Genomic DNA, 18,947 nt, shown 5'->3' with positions numbered 1-18,947 from the left:
CACCGCGACACCCACTGACCACCCGCGGAGGTGCACATGAAGGCAAAGAAGTACCTGAGCTACCTCGCCGCTGCCGTCGTCGTCTACTGGGTCATCACCAACCCGGAAACCGGCGCTGACCTGGTTCGACGCGCTGCCGGATTGTTCGGCGACGCGGCCGTGGCGCTGTCGGTCTTCGTGAACGCGCTCATCTAGCGACGCCCCCGGCGCGGCGCCTGACTCGCCAAAGCTGCCGCCGCGCCGGGGCACCCGTTCCCCCTCGCACATGAGAGAGAAGGACGCACCCATCGTGCCTCATCACGACAACGAGTACCACCACACCGGCGGCGCCGACCGCGCGGCGGCCGACCTCGCCGACTACGTCTGGCGCAACCGCCCCGCGATCCCGGGCCAGCCGTTGCGGCTCGCCACGGAAGGCCGCTATGCGCGCGCATGGGCGCGCGTACTGATCGAGCGCGGTCGGCAGGCCGGGCCGCTCCCCCTGTTCGGCTCTGCGCAGTGGTGCCAGCTGGCCGATGACGATCCGCGCAAGGCGGCATCGGCCATCCGCGCCGCCCTGGCCTGGCTGCGTGAGGGTGACGACCTCGCCTTCGCCCTGGCCCGGGAGGACTACGAGCGCCGCCGCGCCGACGACGAGTACTGGAGCCAGCGCTACGCCGAACGCCGACAGATCGTGGACGGCCTGCTTGAGGACATCCGAGTGCGGGAGTCACGCGACGACCACGCCCGCCAGGCGAACGAGCGCGCCCGTCGCGGCCGCGACTACCCGGGCGGTCCGGTCGATTTCTGGACCGGCCACGCCCACACGGAGGAGGGCGCGGCATGAGCGACTTCCACACTGGCCTGCCTCCCCTCGACACCGCCCCTGCCTCCGACGACGGGGCGGACGCTGGGGAGAGCGGAAGGAAGGGGCCGTCGCAGGCATCGAAGCTCGCCGCACTGGCGCGCAAGCGCTATGAGCTGTTCATGAGCGAGGACGGCCGCCCCTACGGGGTCAAGGCCGATGGTCCCAACATCGCCTTGCCGCTGCGTGGCAGGGCCGGGCTTCGCTCTCAGCTGGCGAGGATCTACGCCGATGAGAACGGCGGGGCTGTCCCTTCCCAGTCGGCCCTGGCCGACGCCATGACGGTCCTGGAAGGCGTGGCCGCCGCTGCGGAACCGCGCACTCCCCACCTGCGGGTCGCCCGCCACGAGGGATCCATCGTGGTCGACCTGGGCACCTCGGACGGCCGGTGCGTCCTCATCGGCCCGCACGGCTGGCAGCGCTCCCCGCGCTCCCCGGTACTGTTCCGCCGTTCTGGCGCGATGAAGCCGCTGCCGGAACCGGTGCGCGACGGGGACGGGCTGGCCAAGCTGCGTGGCCTGATCAACACCGACGAACGCGGGTTCGAACTGCTGGCCGCATGGCTGGCCGCCGCCTTCATCCCCGACCTGCCGCACCCCGTTCTGGCCTTCCGTGGCGAGCAGGGAACCGGCAAGTCCAAGGGCGCTCAGATGGTCATCGGCATCATCGACCCGTCCGGCGCCCCCAAGCGCACCGCTCCGCGTGACATCAAGTCCTGGGCAACCCAGGCGTTCAACTCCTGGGGGTTGTGCCTGGACAACGTGTCCTTCATCCCCGACTGGCTCTCTGACGCGCTGTGCCGCGCGGTGACCGGCGACGGCATCGTGGACCGCGCCCTGTACACCGACGACGACGTGGTGGTGCTCGAATTCCGGCGAGTGCTGGCCATGACCACCATCGACGCCGGGGCACTGGCCGGGGACCTGGCGGAACGTCTGCTGACCATCGAGTTGAAGCTGATCCCCGACGACAAGCGCCGCGAGGAAGGCGAGTTGGACGCCGCCTATGCCGATGCCCACGCCGCCATCCTCGCCTCCCTCTTCGACCTGTTGGCCGACGTGCTCAAGGCCCTGCCCGATGTCGAGCTGACCCGGCGCCCGCGCATGGCCGACTTCGCCCGGGTGTTGGCCGCAGTCGACCAGGTGCGCGGCTGGGACACCCTGGCCTCCTACACCACGACCGCCCGTGACGCCGTGGCCGACGTGCTCGACGGCGAACCCTTCGCCCAGGCCGTCATGGCGATGGTCTGCCAGGCCGGGCCGGAGGGCGTGGCCATGACTGCCCAGCAGATCCTCGATGCGGTACCCACCCCGGAGCGGCTGCCGAAGAAGTGGCCCAAGGACGCCACCCGGGCCGGGGGCTACCTCAAGCGGTTGGCCCCGGCGCTGCGCACCGTCGGCATCGAGGTCGACGACTCTGAGCGGCAGTCCAGGGGCAACCGTTCGCGGATCTACCGCCTTACCGCATCAGAGAGTGCACGCAATTCAGCACCCGCAGCGCCCACAGCACCCGCCACCGGTGTTGATCAGGGCGAACATGCGGGTGCTGAGAAGGAAGCCAGCACCCGCACCACCAATCACAGCACCCGCACAGCGCCCACCCCGGGTGCTGCGGGCGCTGCTGCGGGTGCTGGGAATCTCGCAGCACCCGCAGACTGCACGCTGCTTGACCAGGAGGAACACGCCCTTGTGGGCGCTGTGGGTGCTGCGGGTGCTGAAATGCAGCACCTCTCTAATGAGGTCGCCGAGGGGCGCCCGAAGACGCCGTGTCTGAAGTGCTGTCGCCCCCACTGGAACGCCCTGGGTTCTCCGTACTGCCACGACTGCCGCACCCAGGTTGCGACGGCCAGCCACCAAGGCGGCCGGGATGCCTCCCGGAGCGCCTCATGACCACGCCCACCCAGCGGTTTCAGGAACCGCACGACACCAGTTCCAACCGAGCGACCCCGGCGCATAGCCGCCAAGCCGCCGCCGGGGTCGCACCCCACGAAGGAGGCACCACCATCATGACCGCCACGACGCCCGAGGTCACCACCCCCGTCAAGGTCCCTGAGCGAAAGCTCTACACGCTCGACGAGGCAGCCGCGCTGCTCAACCTGAAGCGGACGAAGACGTTCGCCGAACTCAAGGCCGGGCGGTTGAAGTCGGTCACGGTCGGCCGCCGTCGCTTCATCCCTGCCGACTACCTCGACGACTACGTCGACCTCCTCAAGCGCGAAGCGTCCGCCTGAGCAACTTTCGGGCCGCGCTTCGGCGCGGCCCCTTCACTGGCTTTGAGTGAGTAGGGGAGAGGAATGTCCGAGAAGGGGAAGCGCACCCGGCAGCCGAACGAGGCTTCAACGATCTACCTGGGCAGCGATGGCTACTGGCATGGCAGGGTGACCGTCGGCGTCAAGGACGACGGCAAGCCTGATCGGCGCCACCGGATGCGGAAGAAGCGAACGGATCTCGTCAAGGCTGTGCGAGAGCTGGAAAGGAAGCGGGACGAAGGGAACGTTCCCAAGGTCGGACAGCGGGTGCGCGTCACGGACTGGCTGGTTCACTGGCTCGAAAACATCGCAGAGCCCAACGTCAGCGAGAACACCTACTCCGGCTACCGCGTGGACGTCTACACCCACCTCATCCCCGGACTTGGGGCTCATTGGTTGGACAAGCTTCAGCCTGAGCACCTGGAACGCTTCTACGCCAAGATGCAGCGCAACGGCAGCAGCGCCGGAACGGCGCACCACGCCCACCGCACGATCCGTGTGGCGCTGAACGAGGCAGTGCGCCGAAGGAAGATAACGCAGAACCCGGCGTTGCTGGCCAAGGCGCCCCGGCTTACCGATGAGGAGGTCGAGCCGTACGACGTCGATGAGATCCGCCGCATCATGGAGGAGGCGGGCAAGCGCCGCAACTCGGCGCGGTGGGCGTTCGCTCTCGCTCTCGGCTTGCGTCAGGGCGAGGTGCTCGGGCTCAAGTGGTCGGATATCAACCTCGCGGCCAGGTCTCTTCGGATCCGCCGTAGCCGCTTGCGGCCGAAGTACAAGCACGGATGCGGGGGGACGTGCGGGAGGAACCCCGGCTACTGCCCGCAGAAGCAGCAGAAGAACAAGGCCACCAAGGACACGAAGTCGGCCGCCGGACGGCGTCCCATTGGACTTCCGGCACAGCTGGTCGAACTTCTCAGGGCGCACGCCGCCACCCAGGAGCGGGAGCGGAAGGCGGCCGGTGGGCACTGGGAGGAAGGCGGCTGGGTCTTCACCGACGAGTTCGGGCGGCCGCTCAACCCGAACACCGACTACCGGGAGTGGAAGGCGCTGTTGAAGGCGGCCGGTGTGCGAGACGCGCGTCTGCACGACGCGCGCCACACGGCGGCGACGGTCCTCCTGCTCCTGGATGTCACCGACCGCGCGGCCATGGCCGTCATGGGATGGTCGTCGGCGTCGATGCTCAAGCGCTATCAGCACGTCATCGCGCCGGTTCGCGAGGACATCGCCAACCGCGTTGATGGGTTCATCTGGAAGCCCTCGGAGGTCGCTCCAGAGGGGGATGAGGCGCCCGCTGGCGAGGGGCCGGACAGGGGCAACTGAGACTAAAACTGAGACTGGAGACGACGAAGGCCCGAACCACGCACCTGGTTCGGGCCTTCGTTATGCCTGCTTGAGGCTGGCGGAGGATACGAGATTCGAACTCGTGAGGGGTTGCCCCCAACACGCTTTCCAAGCGTGCGCCCTAGGCCGCTAGGCGAATCCTCCGCAGACCACTTTACAGGCCATGCGGGAGTGCTTCGAACGGTTTCGTCGATGGCCGGGGCTGTGACGGGTGTCGCGGTGAGCGGCGGCCGGGTGTGGGGCGGAGGGGTACTCAGGGGTCCGCTGTGTCCTATAGACTCCAAGCAGACCCCTCGTGCGGCGTCACCTTATGAACCTCCCCAGGGCCGGAAGGCAGCAAGGATAAGTAAGCTCTGGCGGGTGCGCGGGGGGTCCTTTTGCTTTCCCTGGTCTGGGGTTTCCCGTCTCCTCCTCTCCCGAGTTCCGTCGGATCCGGCGCGGGGTGTCACTGTTACGCGGTTCAATGGAGGGCGTGGACGTGCGGAGGGAGAAGTGAACGCGCCGTGAGCATCGCGCTGTATCGCAAGTATCGGCCTGCGACGTTCGGCGAAGTGCGCGGGCAGGAGCACGTCACCGAGCCGTTGCGCCAGGCGCTGCGCAACGGGCGGATCAACCACGCCTACCTGTTCAGTGGGCCGCGCGGGTGCGGGAAGACGTCCAGCGCCCGGATCCTCGCCCGTTCGCTCAACTGTGTGCAAGGTCCCACCCCCGACCCGTGCGGGGAGTGCGAGCCCTGTGTCGCGCTCGCTCCCGACGGCGGCGGTAGCATCGACGTCATCGAGATCGACGCCGCCTCCCACGGTGGTGTCGACGACGCGCGTGAACTGCGCGAACGCGCGTTCTTCGCGCCGGTGAACTCGCGGTACAAGGTCTACATCATCGACGAGGCGCACATGGTGACCCGCGAGGGTTTCAACGCGCTGCTCAAGCTTGTCGAGGAACCGCCGCCGCACCTCAAGTTCGTGTTCGCGACCACCGAGCCCGACAAGGTCATCGGCACCATCCGGTCGCGTACGCACCACTACCCGTTCCGGCTCATCCCGCCGAGCACGCTGCGCGAACTCATGGAGGAGATCCTCACCGAGGAGGGGGTCCCCTTCGACCCGGCGGCACTGCCGCTGGTGGTGCGCGCGGGCGCGGGGTCGGCGCGTGACTCGCTGTCCATCCTGGACCAGCTGCTCGCCGGCTCCGATGAGAGCGGCATCACCCGCGACGGCGCGGTGGCCCTGCTCGGCTACACCGACTCCGGGCTGCTGACCGAGATGGTCGACGCGCTGGGCGCCCGCGACGGCGCGGCGGTGTTCGGCCTGATCGACCGTGTCATGGAGGGCGGCCACGACCCCCGCCGCTTCACCGCCGACCTGCTGGAACGCACCCGTGACCTGGTCGTGCTCGCGGCCGTGCCCGACGCGATGGACAAGGGCCTGATCAACGTCTCGCCCGACGCCGTCGACCAGATGCGGGAGCAGGCCGCTCGGCTGGGACCGGCCGAACTCACCCGCGCCGCCGAGATCCTCAATCAGGGGCTGACCGAGATGCGCGGCGCCACGTCGCCGCGCCTGCTGCTGGAGCTGCTGTGCGCCCGGGTGCTGCTGCCCGCGGCCGACCCGAGCAGCGACGGCGGCGCTCTGCTGGCCCGCCTGGACCAGTTGGAGCGCCGGGTGGCATCCGGTGGGGCGGCGTCGGCAGCTCCCGCCGCGGCGCCTGACCCGACCAATCCGGGCAACAACCCGACCGCATCAGCCGCGCCCGTAGCGCCGACGCCGCCACCGGCTCCGGCCGCGACTCCCGCTGCCGCTCCGTCCCCGGAGCGTCCCGCTGCGGCCCCGGAGCCCGAGGCGCCGCCCGCGCGTCCGGCCGCTCCGCGGGACGACGGCTGGCCCGAGGCCTCCGCGGCGCCCGCGGCGTCTGCCGCCCCCGCGGACCCGGCTCCTGCCGCTGCCCGGCCCGCTTCGGGTGGGGGCCTGGATCTGGGGACGCTCCAGGCGGCCTGGGGGCAGATCCTGGAGGCGGTCAAGGGCATGCGCCGCTTCACCTGGATGATCCTCAGCGGCAGCGACGTGCGGCCCGTCGCCGTCGATGGCACGTCGGTGCAGCTCGGCTTCGCTCGGCCCAACGACGCCAAGGGGTTCTCCAACAGCGGCAGTGACCAGGTGGTCGCCGGGGCCATTCAGCGGATCCTCGGGGCGGAGGTGCGGGTGACGGCGGTGGCCGGTACCGGTGCACCGCCCGCTCCGCAGCGTCCGGCCGCGTCGGCTCCACCCCCGGCTCCTGCGGCCCCCGCCACTCCCGCTCCGGCGGCCGAACCGGCGGGCTGGGACGCCCCCGCCCCGCCGGGGGACACACCGCAGCCTGCTCCCGCTGCTCCCGCCCCTGAACCGCAGGAGCGCCCGGCCGCGGCCGAGGATCGACCGCGGCGTCCCGTCAGCGACCTTCCGGAGCCGCCCCCGGATCCCTACGAGGACGCTTCCGCGGCTCCGGACCCGGTCCAGGGGCGGGAGCCCGAGCCTGGTCTGGCCGAGTCGGTGGACGGCCCCGCCGCCAGCGGGGCGCCGCGGCCGTCCGGATTCTCGCTGATCCAGACCGAGCTCGGCGGGAAACTCATCGACGAGATCGACCACACCGCGAACTGACAGCGGAGCGCGGGGTCGCCTAGGACGACGCGGCCGACTGGTCCTTCGACGATGTCGACGTCGCCCCCGGCCGGAGTGCCGCGAGGGTGAAGTCGACGAGGGTGTCGACGTAGTCGTGGGTGATCCCGCCGAGGTCGTGCAGCCACCGGTAGTGCAGAGGCCCGAGAAGCAGTTCCACGGCGACATCCAGGTCCACGTCGTCGCCCTGGGCGATCGCGCCCTCCCGCTGGGCGGCGAGTAGCCGCCTCTTGTAGGCCCGCAGTCCCGGGCCCAGGACGCGTTCGGCGACGTCCGGCGCCAGCTCGGGCGCCAGGAGGATCTCGGCGCTCAGCGCGCGCAGCCGCGCGCTGAAGGCCGGGTCGGCGAACTCGTCGGCCGTCGCGCGCAGCACCGCCTTGAGGTCGGCCGCCAGGTCGCCGGTGTCGGGGAGGTCGACCTCGATCTCTTCCCCGGCGCCCTCCGGCAGGAAGGCGTCGATCATCACCGCGCCCTTGGACGGCCACCAGCGGTAGATCGTCTGCTTGCCCACGCCCGCCCGCGCGGCGATCGCCTCGATGGTGAGCTTCGCGTAGCCCTTCTCCAACACCAGGTCATAGGTGGCGTCGAGAATGGCGCGCCGCGCGCGTTCGCTGCGGCGGGATCTGCTGGTGGGGGCGTTGTCGGCTGGCATGTTCCGAGCCTACCAACCAATGAAACGAGACGTATCGTCTTGACACGCTCGGCCGCCGTGGTGCATTCTCGGGATTAAACGAGACGAACCGTCTCGGATTGGTTGATCAGGGAGGTGGCATATGCCGCGAGGTGGAAACAGCCTGCTCGGTGTCGGTGGTCAGCGTAAAAACGTGTCCCGCGCGCAACTGCGCGGCGGTGACACGACCAAGCGGGCCGGAGCCGGGCGTCCCGACCCGCTTCAGCACAAGCGCGACCTGCTGCGCCGTATGCAGCAGCGCAGCCGGGCGTCGGGGGACACGAAGGCGGAGAAGGCGGAGAGCGAGGAGCGCGGCTCCGGTGACTGAGCCGTGCGGCCGCGGGGCCGCTGTTCTCGCGACGCGGTCGACCCTGTCCTCGCAGGTCCTCACAGGTCATCGCGGGTACCCCGCGGGTCCGACGCGGCCGGCGGGGACGCGGTCGACCGCCGTTCAGCGATCTGGCAGGACGAAGTCCCAGCCGGGGCCGTCTGGGTCGTCCAGCCACAGCCGGTGCCGGTCGTCGGGCGTCACGGTGAGCCCGAACCGGTCGTGATCGGGTGAGCCGAGCGCGATCCACTCGGCCGTCGCGCTCTCGACCTCGTCCCACAGCGACCGCGGTCCGCCCTGCTCGACGGCCCACTGGTCACCATAGGGGTAGACGCGTGCCCACGACGGACCGTCGGTGGCCGACAGCCACAGCCCCATGCCCGTGCCCATCTTCCGCATCCCCATGCGCCACGACGGCACCATGAAGGTGATCGGGAACGCGGTCGCGAACTCGGTCAGTGGGCTGATGACGTCCGTGTCCACGACCCGGGTCTCGTCCGGTTCCGCGTCGAGACCGTGCGGCGGCGCGTCGGGCATGCGTTGCGAGCGCAGCAGCATGAACCCCAGTCCGCCGCGGAACCGTCCGGAGGCCGATCCGTCCTCCGCCACGGTCAGTGGGGCGAGCACCCCGGCGCCCTCCATGGCCGTCCACGGAGTCACGATCAGCCCGCCGGCCCGGGTCTGATCGATCCAGGCGCGGGGGACGCGGGTCACGCTGCACGTGGCGATCGTCCGGTCGTACGGTGCGCCCGAGGGGTACCCCTGCGCGCCGTCCCCCAGATGGGTGGCCGGCGACCGGCCCGCCGCGGCCAGCGCGGAGCGCGCCCCGGCGAGGACGGCCGGATCGACCTCGACCGACGTCACGTTCGCGTCGCCGAGGCGGGCGGCCAGCAGGGCGGCGTTCCAGCCAGTGCCGGTCCCGATCTCCAGAACCCGGTGGCCGTCACGCAGGTCGGCGGCCTCCAGCATGCGCGCCACGATCGTCGGCGCGGAACTGGAAGAGGTCGGCAGATTGCGCTGGCGCGTGGGGTCGCCGTCGTCGACCTGGGTGATGATCGCGTCGTCGGAGTAGACGGCCGCGAGCCACGCCTCGGGGCTGGTGCGCGCGTCGAGCACGGTGCCGTGCGCGGTCAGCGCCCCGACCTCCGGGATGAACACATGCCGCGGCGTCGCCCGGAAGGCGGCGATCAGCCGCTCGTCAACGAGTTCACCCGACTGAATGAGCGAGTCGATCAGCACGGCATGGCGCTGGTCGGCGGTGATCATCTCTACACGCTTCCGATTCGGTTGTCGACAGGGCGGGGAGCGCGGTGCCACCGGTCAGGGTTGTCCCCGGGGATCGAGGGGTTGAATCGGATGGGCCCCTCGCGGGCGGAACGGCGGCGAACGGACGGCGCGGGGCTCACCGCTCCAGCGCGAACACCCCGACCGCGTCGTAGGCGTGCCAGGAGCCCGTGGTCTTGGTGATGTCGACGGAGTTCGCTCCGGCGACGAAGCGCTCGGCCGGGAGCCGCAGCTCGACGAAGGAGGGGACCAGCGCCGTGCCGGGAACGGTGGCGTCGCCCTCCAGGGAGCCGCGGGTGGCCCCGCCCGCGAACTCCACGTCGGTGACCTCGACCCCGTTGACCGCGAGCGTCGCGGTTCCGGCCAGGGTGGCGTGCGTGTCGACCAGCCAGATCGCCAACCCGGGGTCGGCTGTCGGCGCCGGGGACATGTCGAACCGCAGCCGGAACGTGTGCGCCCGGTTCCCGGCCCACCGGTCGCGGGGGCCCGGATGGAGGTAGCACCAATCCGTGGCCGGGTCGCTCTGCCCGTACCGGAAGTCGACGCCGTCGGGGAACGTGTCCAGGTAGTCCGGCTGCCCGCGGTCGGGGGCCAGCGCCAGCTCCAGGCTCTTCGAGTCGAACGCCCCGACCTGCGCCACCGCGCGCCCGCGCATGGTCATCGACTCGGTCGACACTCCGCGCACCAGCCGCGAGGGGCGGCTGCGCCGTCCCGCCGCGTCGACGGTGACGATCCGGTAGTGGCGCGTCTCCGCCCGGGGGCCGAGCGTGTCGTGCGTAAAGCGCCCATAGACGGTCTTGCCGATGATCGTCTCCGGCGTCAGCTCGACCTCGGGGTCCTCCGACATATGGATCGCGAAGTGGTCGACCAGCGGATCCCACCCGGGGAGTTTCCACGACAGGTCGATCGCGCCGAGGCGTCCCTGGGCGGCGATTCGGGTGACGGGCATGGGGGGTCTGCTCACGGGCGTCCTCCGCCGATCGGGTCGAGGCCGGGTCGGCCCTCCTCGGTGACGAACCTGGCCACGGTGCTCACGGTCCCGGAGTCGTCGGCCTCGATCTGGTCGATCACCTTGAAGTCCGACGTGACTTCGCTGGGGGTCATCTGCAGTTGAACATAGCCGCGCCGGGCGTTGTACAGCTTGACATGGTCGTTGCCCAGCCAGATGGGGGCGAAATGGTCCCGGTCCGAGCCGTTGCCGTCCGACGACACCGACGTGGTGATCAGCTCGGTGCCGATATTGGCGGAGTCCGGGTCGCCGAAGTCCTCCTTGAGCTCGGCGGCCGAGTGGCGGTGGATGTCGCCGGTCAGCACAAGGGGGTTGGACACGTTGTAGTCGGTCAGGGTGCGGAACAGCCGCTCGCGGTTGGCCGGAAAGCCGTCCCACTGGTCCATGCTGAACTCGAAGCCCGGTCCGGTGTCGCGGTCGATGAGGGCCATCACCACCTGCTGGGCGAGGACGTTCCAGGTGGCGTCGCTGCGTCTCAGCCCCCTGTAGAGCCATTCCTCCTGATAGGTGCCCAGGATGCTGCGTTTCGGGTCATTGCGGTCCCCGCCGGGGACGCCTCCGTCGGCCGGGACGTCGTCGCGGTACTGCCGTGTGTCCAGGACATTGAACTCGGCGAGGTTGCCGAAGCGCAGTCGGCGGTAGAGCCGCATGTCCGGGCCCTTGGGCAGGGAGGCGGCGCGCAGCGGCTGGTTTTCGTACCAGGCGCGGTAGGCCACGGCCCGGCGCCGGAGGAAGTCCTCCGTGGACACTCCGGACTGGGAGTGCCCGTCGGCGTAGTTGTTCTCCACCTCGTGGTCGTCGGTGGTCACCGCCCAGGGCGCCGCGGCGTGCGCGGCCTGCAGGTGGGGGTCGGTCTTGGTGAGCGCGTACCGCAGCCGGTACTGCTCCAGGGTGAGGACGGCCGCGGCGTGGGCCTCGCTGAGTTCGGGGGCGCCCTGACGGCGCAGGTTCGCTGAGGTGATCCCGTACTCGTAGATGTAGTCGCCGAGGAACAGCAGCAGGTCGAGGTCCTGCTCGGCGATGTCGCGGTAGGCCGTGTAGTGGCCGTGGTACCAGGCCTGGCAGGAGGTGATGGCCAGGGAGAGGGAGGAGACGCGGGCGCCGAACGGGGGCGCGGTCTTGGTTCGGCCCACCGGGCTGATCTCGCCCCCGGTGCGAAAGCGGTAGAAGTACTCGCGCCCGGGTTCCAGCCCCCCTACCTCGGGGTGCACGGAGTGCGCGAGGTCGGGGGTGGCCACGGCGCTGCCGCGCCGGACGACGTCGCGGAACCGCTCGTCGGTGGCCACCTCGTACTCGACGGTGTAGTCGCGGGCGGGCATGCCCCCGTGGCCGTCTTCGGCCAGCGGGTCGGGGGCCAGGCGGGTCCACAGGACCACGCCGTCGGGGGCCGGGTCTCCGGAGGCCACACCGAGGGAGAAGGGGTTGTCCGGAACGGGGCGGTCAATGGGGGCGGCATGTCCGGCGACGTTGCCTCCGAGGACGAACGCCGCGGTGCTGATGCCTGTCAGTGCGAGGAAACTGCGCCGGTCGGGGGTAGGGAGGCGATGGGGTCGGACCATACGGACCATATGTCGAATCCGTCCACTCGAACGGTCAGTGCTCATCGATCCTCGGGCGTGCGGCTTGACCCCATATAGATACCAAGTGATAACGGAATGGATTTCGGTTCAACGGGCCCCCGCGGGTGTGTGGGGTCGCCCACACCGCCTCCGACCTGCTCGGATGATCTGGGGCGGAGCCGCGGGGGCTTATTCGGTCCCGCCTCGGCCGGGCGTGTCGCTACCCGGTGGCGGCCCCGCGCGCGGCGGCGGGGTGGTCGGGGTTGTTGGTGGGTCACGTGCAGGGAGGCGATGGTCCAGCGGGCCGGCGGCCGAAGGCAGGGGCCGGTCGACGGGGGCCGCGTGGGGCGCGCTGATCTCACTCTCCGAGGTGTCCGGCGCGATGCGCGGGCCGACGCGGCCCGGCCCGACGACGTGATCGCGTCCGCCTCGGCGCACCCCCCGCGCCCGCGTCGGCTGACCGGGGGCACCACGCCCTTTCGCGGTCGCCCCACCGCCTCTGCGCGAGCGGATACGCTCGCAGGAGTCGGCACATGACGCAAGGAGATGTTGGCAAGTGAACCCTGGCGGCGGAATGGACATGCAGGCGCTGCTGCAGCAGGCCCAGCAGATGCAGCAGCAGCTCATGGAGGCCCAGCAGCAGCTCGACGAAGCCCAGGTCGAGGGCACTTCGGGCGGCGGGCTGGTCACCGTGAAGGTGAACGGCCGCGGTTCGGTCGAGGACATCACCATCGACCCGAAGGCGATCGACCCCGACGACGCCAGCGAGACGGCGCAGACCATCGCCGACCTCGTCCTCGCGGCCATCCGCGACGCCGAGTCCGCGGTCGAGGAGCTGCAGCAGGAGAAGATGGGACCGCTCGCCGAGGGACTGGGCGGAGGCGGGCTGCCCGGGGGCGGGATGCCCGGCCTCCCCGGCTTCTAGGCACCCGCTGGCGTCTCCGGCGGCCGGTGCGGGTGTGAGATCTTTCGCGCGGCTCGACTACGGTGGAGGCCGAGAGATCGACGAGTGAGTGGTTGGCGATGTACGAAGGCGCGGTTCAGAATCTGATCGACGAGCTTGGGCGGCTGCCCGGCGTCGGTCCGAAAAGCGCGCAGCGCATCGCCTTCCATCTGCTTGCCGCCGAGACCGCCGACGTCAAGCGCCTCGCCAACGCGCTGGTCGAGGTCAAGGACCGGGTGCGGTTCTGCGAGGTGTGCGGCAACGTCTCCGAGGAGACCGAGTGCCGCATCTGCCGCGATCCGCGGCGCGACTCCGCCGTCATCTGCGTGGTGGAGGAGTCCAAGGACGTCGTGGCGATCGAGCGGACGCGCGAGTTCCGCGGCCGCTACCACGTGCTCGGCGGCGCCATCAGCCCGATCGAGGGCGTCGGCCCGGACGACCTGCGCATCAGGGAGCTGATGACGCGGCTGTCCGACGGCCAGGTCACCGAGCTGATCCTGGCGACCGACCCCAACCTGGAGGGCGAAGCCACCGCCACCTACCTCGCGCGCCTCGTCAAACCCATGGGGCTGAAAGTCACTCGGCTGGCCAGCGGCCTGCCCGTCGGCGGCGACTTGGAGTACGCCGATGAGGTCACGCTGGGCCGGGCGTTCGAGGGGCGCCGAAACCTGGAGTTCTGAGCTCCGCCCGGTACCGCCGCACGTGGCCCAAAATCCCCTCTCAACAGCGAGAACCGCCGCGCACCGCGGCGCATCGTAGGAGTTCGGACGATGAGTTCGAAAAAAGTTGGAGTATCGGCCCGTTTGCCGGGTACGACCCCTCCTCGGTGCCTTTCGCCGCAGGTGAGAGGGCATCCGATGAAACCTGATAGCTACACTGCTGGTTGATTACCTTGATCCCAACTCCTCAGGAGCAACGACCGTGGCTCTAATCGTGCAGAAGTACGGCGGGTCCTCCGTCGCTGACGCAGACGCCATCAAGCGCGTAGCCCAGCGGATCGTCGCTCAGAAAAAAGCGGGATATGACGTGGTCGTCGTGGTCTCTGCCATGGGCGACACCACCGATGAGCTCCTCGACCTCGCCGAGAAGGTCTCCCCCGTCCCGCCCAAGCGCGAGATGGACATGCTGCTGACCGCCGGTGAGCGCATGTCGATGGCCCTGGTCGCCATGGCCATCGGGAACCTGGGTTACGAGGCCCGATCCTTCACGGGCTCGCAGGCCGGAGTCATCACCACGTCCCTGCACGGCAACGCCAAGATCATCGACGTCACCCCGGGCCGGATCCAGGAGGCTCTGGACGAGGGGTCGATCTGCATCGTCGCCGGATTCCAGGGCGTCTCGCAGGACAGCAAGGACATCACCACGCTGGGCCGCGGCGGTTCCGACACCACGGCCGTTGCTCTCGCGGCGGCGCTGAACGCCGACGCGTGCGAGATCTACAGCGACGTCGACGGTGTGTTCACCGCCGACCCGCGCATCGTGCCGTCCGCCCGCCGCATCCCGCAGGTCTCCTACGAGGAGATGCTGGAAATGGCCGCCTCCGGCACCAAGATCCTCCACCTGCGGTGCGTGGAATACGCGCGGCGGTACAACATCCCGCTGCACGTGCGCTCGTCGTTCAGTCAGAAGCCCGGTACCTGGGTCGTCTCAGAAGTTGAGGAAACCGAAGGCATGGAACAACCGATCATCTCCGGCGTCTCGCACGACCGCAGCGAGGCTAAGATCACGGTCGTCGGCGTTCCCGACAAGGTCGGCGAGGCCGCGACGATCTTCACGGCCCTGGCGGACGCCGAGATCAACATCGACATGATCGTGCAGAACGTGTCGGCGGCCTCCACCGCGCGCACCGACATCTCGTTCACAGTGCCGATGGACTTCGGGCAGACCGCGATGACGGCGCTGAAGAAGGTCCAGGAGAAGGTCGGCTTCGAGGGGCTGCGCTACGACGACCAGATCGGCAAGGTGTCGCTGGTCGGCGCGGGCATGCGCTCCTACCCGGGCGTCACCTCGCGGTTCTTCGACGCCATCGCGCGCTCCGGCACCAACATCGAGATGATCTCCACCTCGGAGATCCGCATCTCGGTCATCGTGGAGCAGGACCAGATCGACACGGCCGTCGCGGCCGCACACAGCGAGTTCGAACTCGACGCCGACCAGGTCGAGGCCGTCGTCTACGGAGGTACCGGCCGATGAGCAACCGTCTCCCCACCCTCGCCATCGTCGGTGCCACCGGTGCCGTGGGCACCGTCATGCTCGACATCCTCTCCACCCGGGAGAACGTGTGGGGCGAGATCCGGCTGATCGCCTCTCCGCGCTCGGCCGGCAAGCGCCTCACCGTCCGCGGTGAGGAGGTCGAGGTGCAAGCGCTGGCGCCGGAGGTCTTCGACGGTGTCGACGTCGCGATGTTCGACGTCCCCGACGAGGTGTCCAAGCAGTGGGCGCCGATCGCCGCCGAGCGCGGCGCGGTGGCCGTGGACAACTCCGGAGCGTTCCGGATGGACCCCGATGTCCCGCTTGTCGTGCCCGAGGTTAACGCCGATCAGACGCGCAACCGCCCGCGCGGCATCATCAGCAACCCGAACTGCACCACGCTGTCGATGATCGTCGCCATGGGTGTGCTGCACCGCGCCTACGGTCTGACCGACCTGGTCGTGGCCTCCTACCAGGCGGCCTCGGGCGCCGGCCAGGAGGGCATCGACACCCTGCACGACCAGATCGAGAAGGCCGCCACCGACCGCACCCTGGGCACCCGCGCCGGCGACGTGCGCGCCGCCGTGGGCGAGCTCGGCCCGTTCCCGGCGCCGCTCGCGATGAACGTGGTGCCGTGGGCCGGGTCGCTCAAGGACGACGGATACTCCTCGGAGGAGCTGAAGGTCCGCAACGAGTCGCGGAAGATCCTGGGCCTGCCCGAGCTGCGGGTCTCGGCCACCTGCGTCCGCGTCCCCGTCGTCACCACCCACGCGCTGGCCGTGCACGCCACCTTCGCCCAGGAGGTGGACGCCGCGGCGGCCCGTGAGGCGCTGGCTTCGGCGCCGGGCGTGGTGGTCCAGGACGACCCGGCCGCGGGCGAGTTCCCGACCCCGGCCGATGTCGTGGGAACCGACCCCACCTGGGTCGGCCGCATCCGCCGCTCGCTCGACGACCCCGCGTCGCTCGACCTGTTCCTGTGCGGCGACAACCTGCGCAAGGGCGCCGCGCTGAACACCGCCCAGATCGCGGAGGTCGTGGCCCAGGAGTTCATCCAGGGCTAGGCGACCCCGCCCCACGCGGGCGGTCAGCGACGGCGGCGGCCGGGGCTCCCCGCACGGGGAGCCCCGGCCGCCGCCGTGCGTGCCCCACTCTCCCTTCGGCGGTGATCACGGGGAATCCGACGGAACGCGTCGGTGATCGTTCGTGTCTGGTGCGGCAACCCATGAACACCCACGTCTGGTTTCCGACGGAATCCCCGTGGCCATCGCGAAAAAGATCCGTCACCGCCCCTTGCGCGGTGTGCGGGCGAGACTGAGCCGGTACAGCAGGCGGCAGTGGTCGACCGAGCCCACCAGGTCGGAGGTCTCCACCGGGCGCTGCCCGTTGTAGTGGGTGCGCTCCACCACCAGGACCGGCAGGCCCGCGGCGAGCTGGAGCATGGAGGCCTCCGGTTCGCGCAGCGGGCGCACGCCCACCTCCTCCACCACCCGGTCGATGATCACCCCGGCCGCGCCGAGACGGTCGAGCACGCTGGTCCCGGGCTCGGCGTCGGCGGGTGTGCGCAGCGTGCCGTGGGTGAGCAGCATCGGCTCCCAGGCGGTGTGCAGGGCCACCGGTACGCCGTCGGTGAGGCCCAGGCAGCGCGTGCGGTACACGGCGTCGCCGTCGCGGATGGCGAGTCGGCGCGAGACCAGGTCGCACGCCTTCTCGGTGACGGTGTCGATATCGCGGCGGTACAGCGGCTCCACGCCCGACCCCGAGGAGCGGTCGGTGCGCGAGAAGCGGTGGATCTGCGGCACGGACCGGACGTAGTAGCCGGACCCGGGCCGGGCTTCCACCAGCCCCTCGCTGACGAGCAGGCGCAGGGCGTGCCGGGACACCTGCTCGCTCACGTCATACGAGCGGGCCAGCCGGGACCGCGATGGGAGCCGGGTACCGGGGGTCAGCTCGCCGTTGAGGATGGGCGTGCGTAGCTGATCCGCCAGCCAGAGATAGCGCGGTTGCCCTGCCATAGCTACGCGGTCCTTGGTGACGGCCCTTCCACGCGGGTCCCGGTGAATCTCTGCGCGAAATCCAGTTCGGCCGACATATGGCGAATCTGCTCCTCCACGACGAACGAGCCGTGCCCGGCGTCAAACCGGTAGATCTCGTGCGGCTTGCCGAGCTCGGCGAGGCGGGTGATGTAGTTGTCGATCTGCCGGATGGGGCAGCGAGGGTCGTTCTCTCCCGCGAGGATGAGGACGGGAGCCGTTACGTTCTCCACGTAGGTGATGGGCGAGGAGCGGCGGTACAGGTCGGGGACTTCGTCGGGCGAGCCCCCGAACATCGAGCGGTCGAAGGCGCACAGCGCCTCCATCTGGTCGGCATACGAGGCGACGTAGTCGGCGATCGGCATCGCCGCGATGCCCAGGCTCCAGTCCTCGGGGTACAGACCCAGACCGAGGAGGGTGAGGTAGCCGCCCCAGGAGCCGCCCTCCAGCACCAGGCGGTCGGGGTCGGCCAGGCCGGAGGCCACCGACCAGTCGCGGACCGCCTTGATGTCCTCCAGCTCGGTGAGCCCGACACGGTTCTCCAGGGCGTCGCGCCAGGCGGTGCCGTACCCGGTGGAGCCGCGGTAGTTGACCCGGACGACGGCGAAGCCGTGGTCGACCCAGGCGGCGACGTCGGCGGCGAAGGCGTCGACGTCATGGGCCTCCGGGCCGCCGTGCACGGTGAAGACGGTGGGCAGCGGGGTGGCGGTGTCGGAGGGTACGGACACGAGCGCGTGGATGTCGCCGCCCGGCCCCGGGACGGTGACGTCGCGGACCGGGACGGAGGGCGGTGAGCTCGGGCCGGGCGGGGCCAGGATGGTGGCGCCGGTGGTGTCGCGGACCACCGGAGGATGCTCGGAGCTTGACCAGGCGTACTCGACCGTGCCATCGGGGCGGGCCGCGGCTTCGGAGACCAGGCCGCGGGGGATGTCCAGCGGGGTCGTCGCGCCGGTGGCGAGGTCGTGGCGGTGGACGCGGCTGCGTGCCTGGTAGTCCTGGGAGATCAGCAGGGACGTTCCGTCGGGCGTCCACCCGGCGGAGAGCTCGCCAGGCAGGTCGAGGGGGATCTCCTGCTCGGTGCCGGCAAGCGGGTCCCAGATCAGCGGTTCCACACGTTCGTGGCGCTCGTGCAGGACCAGCAGCCGGTGGTCGTTGGGGGCGAAGCCCACGGGGGTGAGATCGCGGCCGGGGCCGTCCCACAGGTCGGCGACGGTCTCGGTGGTGCCGTCGGGGAGGAGGCGCAGGACCCGTACGGCCATGTGGCGGCTGTCGCCGTGCTCGCTGTGGCCGATGACGAAGAGGGACTCGTCGCGCGAAAGGTCGGAGATCCAGCCCTCCTGGCGGTGGGAGTAGACGGTGCGCGGCTGTGTGCCGGGGCGGCTGAGGTGGACGCTGAAGCCGTCGTCCGTGGACCGGCCGACGAGGGCCAGCCCCGACGCGCCGAGCGCGAGCCCGCCGATGTAGGAGGGGGGCAGCCCGGGGATGGCCGGGGCGTCGGGGCCTCCCCGGAACGGCTGCCGCCGCCAGACGCCGAACTCGTCGCCGTCGGTGTCGTCGAACCACCAGACCCAGGCTCCGGTGGGGTCGAGGGTGCCCGACCTGGTGCCGTGGTGGCGCTTGGTCACCTGGCGCTGCTCGCCGGTGGCCCGGTCCCAGGTGTAGATCTCCCAGGTGCCGCTGGCGTTGCTGCAGAACATCGAATGGTCGGGGGCTTCTCTGGCCCAGGATGGGAGACTGACCCTGCTCGCACGGAACCGATCTTGCCAACGCTCGCCCATGATCCCCAGTAAAGCAGCGCAGTTCCCTGGAATGGGCGCGAATGGGAGAGCGAACTTGGCCACTCCCGG

Annotated in this window: 17 protein-coding genes, 1 tRNA gene and 1 other RNA gene; 12 read left to right on the top strand and 7 right to left on the bottom strand. The window is 70.3% G+C overall.

Features of this window, described 5'->3' with window-relative positions; genetic code table 11:
- Window positions 1-36: 36 nt before the first annotated feature.
- The 5 genes from ABD259_RS01490 to ABD259_RS01470 all read left to right on the top strand — a co-directional run bounded on the left by ABD259_RS01490 (window position 37) and on the right by ABD259_RS01470 (window position 4,415).
- Window positions 37-195: a hypothetical protein gene (locus tag ABD259_RS01490; protein ID WP_344159620.1), complete on the top strand. Its 159-nt coding sequence runs from the start codon at window positions 37-39 to the stop codon at window positions 193-195.
- Between the two features lie 94 nt (window positions 196-289).
- Window positions 290-826: a DUF2742 domain-containing protein gene (locus tag ABD259_RS01485; RefSeq protein WP_344159617.1), complete on the top strand. Its 537-nt coding sequence runs from the start codon at window positions 290-292 to the stop codon at window positions 824-826.
- A complete protein-coding gene (locus tag ABD259_RS01480) occupies window positions 823-2,733 on the top strand; it encodes an ATP-binding protein (protein ID WP_344159615.1) in 1,911 nt (636 codons plus the stop codon). The genes ABD259_RS01485 and ABD259_RS01480 overlap by 4 nt, the downstream gene beginning before the upstream one ends.
- Before the next feature lie 116 nt (window positions 2,734-2,849).
- The gene (locus tag ABD259_RS01475) at window positions 2,850-3,074 is read left to right on the top strand and encodes a helix-turn-helix domain-containing protein (RefSeq protein ID WP_344159613.1); all 225 of its coding nucleotides are present in this window, start codon (window positions 2,850-2,852) and stop codon (window positions 3,072-3,074) included.
- Between the two features lie 63 nt (window positions 3,075-3,137).
- Window positions 3,138-4,415, top strand: a complete 1,278-nt coding sequence (locus tag ABD259_RS01470) for a tyrosine-type recombinase/integrase (RefSeq protein ID WP_344159610.1) — start codon at window positions 3,138-3,140, stop codon at window positions 4,413-4,415.
- A gap of 77 nt (window positions 4,416-4,492) precedes the next feature.
- Here the strand turns inward: ABD259_RS01470 and ABD259_RS01465 are convergent.
- A tRNA-Ser gene (locus ABD259_RS01465) sits at window positions 4,493-4,580 on the bottom strand.
- Between the two features lie 140 nt (window positions 4,581-4,720).
- Between ABD259_RS01465 and ffs the strand changes: the two genes are divergently transcribed.
- Window positions 4,721-4,816, top strand: an RNA gene (ffs, locus tag ABD259_RS01460) — signal recognition particle sRNA small type.
- A 123-nt stretch (window positions 4,817-4,939) separates the two neighbouring features.
- Window positions 4,940-7,069 (top strand): DNA polymerase III subunit gamma and tau, encoded by a 2,130-nt coding sequence (locus ABD259_RS01455; protein ID WP_344159607.1) that lies wholly within the window; start codon window positions 4,940-4,942, stop codon window positions 7,067-7,069.
- A 19-nt stretch (window positions 7,070-7,088) separates the two neighbouring features.
- Here ABD259_RS01455 and ABD259_RS01450 read toward each other — a convergent pair whose 3' ends face one another.
- Window positions 7,089-7,739, bottom strand: a complete 651-nt coding sequence (locus ABD259_RS01450; protein WP_344159604.1) for a TetR/AcrR family transcriptional regulator — start codon at window positions 7,737-7,739, stop codon at window positions 7,089-7,091.
- Between the two features lie 121 nt (window positions 7,740-7,860).
- Here ABD259_RS01450 and ABD259_RS01445 point away from each other — a divergent pair, with 121 nt between their 5' ends.
- Window positions 7,861-8,085 (top strand): DUF6243 family protein, encoded by a 225-nt coding sequence (locus tag ABD259_RS01445; RefSeq protein WP_344159601.1) that lies wholly within the window; start codon window positions 7,861-7,863, stop codon window positions 8,083-8,085.
- Between the two features lie 123 nt (window positions 8,086-8,208).
- Here the strand turns inward: ABD259_RS01445 and ABD259_RS01440 are convergent, their stop codons facing one another.
- From ABD259_RS01440 to ABD259_RS01430, 3 genes are all read right to left on the bottom strand, one after another.
- On the bottom strand, window positions 8,209-9,351 hold the full coding sequence (locus tag ABD259_RS01440; RefSeq protein ID WP_344159598.1) for a methyltransferase domain-containing protein: 1,143 nt from the start codon (window positions 9,349-9,351) through the stop codon (window positions 8,209-8,211).
- A 136-nt stretch (window positions 9,352-9,487) separates the two neighbouring features.
- Window positions 9,488-10,333, bottom strand: coding sequence for a polysaccharide lyase family protein (locus tag ABD259_RS01435; RefSeq protein ID WP_344159596.1), 846 nt, complete (start codon window positions 10,331-10,333; stop codon window positions 9,488-9,490).
- Window positions 10,330-11,937, bottom strand: coding sequence for an alkaline phosphatase D family protein (locus ABD259_RS01430; protein WP_344107535.1), 1,608 nt, complete (start codon window positions 11,935-11,937; stop codon window positions 10,330-10,332). The genes ABD259_RS01435 and ABD259_RS01430 overlap by 4 nt, the downstream gene beginning before the upstream one ends.
- 574 nt (window positions 11,938-12,511) lie before the next feature.
- Between ABD259_RS01430 and ABD259_RS01425 the strand changes: the two genes are divergently transcribed.
- From ABD259_RS01425 to ABD259_RS01410, 4 genes are all read left to right on the top strand, one after another.
- Complete coding sequence (locus tag ABD259_RS01425; RefSeq protein ID WP_344107626.1) at window positions 12,512-12,862, top strand: YbaB/EbfC family nucleoid-associated protein; 351 nt, start codon at window positions 12,512-12,514, stop codon at window positions 12,860-12,862.
- 98 nt (window positions 12,863-12,960) lie between these two features.
- Window positions 12,961-13,560, top strand: a complete 600-nt coding sequence (gene recR, locus ABD259_RS01420) for a recombination mediator RecR (RefSeq protein WP_344107623.1) — start codon at window positions 12,961-12,963, stop codon at window positions 13,558-13,560.
- A gap of 241 nt (window positions 13,561-13,801) precedes the next feature.
- Window positions 13,802-15,073 carry an aspartate kinase gene (locus tag ABD259_RS01415; protein ID WP_344107533.1) on the top strand — a complete coding sequence of 424 codons (1,272 nt, stop codon included), beginning with the start codon at window positions 13,802-13,804 and terminating at the stop codon, window positions 15,071-15,073.
- Window positions 15,070-16,131: an aspartate-semialdehyde dehydrogenase gene (locus ABD259_RS01410; protein WP_344107531.1), complete on the top strand. Its 1,062-nt coding sequence runs from the start codon at window positions 15,070-15,072 to the stop codon at window positions 16,129-16,131. The genes ABD259_RS01415 and ABD259_RS01410 overlap by 4 nt, the downstream gene beginning before the upstream one ends.
- Before the next feature lie 219 nt (window positions 16,132-16,350).
- On the opposite strand, the gene ABD259_RS01405 is transcribed toward ABD259_RS01410, so the two are convergent.
- Both ABD259_RS01405 and ABD259_RS01400 read right to left on the bottom strand, forming a co-directional pair.
- Window positions 16,351-17,082 (bottom strand): GntR family transcriptional regulator, encoded by a 732-nt coding sequence (locus ABD259_RS01405; RefSeq protein ID WP_344107529.1) that lies wholly within the window; start codon window positions 17,080-17,082, stop codon window positions 16,351-16,353.
- A gap of 2 nt (window positions 17,083-17,084) precedes the next feature.
- Window positions 17,085-18,878 carry a prolyl oligopeptidase family serine peptidase gene (locus ABD259_RS01400; RefSeq protein WP_344107526.1) on the bottom strand — a complete coding sequence of 598 codons (1,794 nt, stop codon included), beginning with the start codon at window positions 18,876-18,878 and terminating at the stop codon, window positions 17,085-17,087.
- Window positions 18,879-18,947 lie beyond the last annotated feature (69 nt).

The sequence above is a fragment of the Nocardiopsis rhodophaea genome, assembly GCF_039530945.1.
In the GTDB taxonomy this organism is placed as follows: domain Bacteria; phylum Actinomycetota; class Actinomycetes; order Streptosporangiales; family Streptosporangiaceae; genus Nocardiopsis_C; species Nocardiopsis_C rhodophaea.
This window is presented reverse-complemented; position numbering and strand designations above follow the sequence as displayed.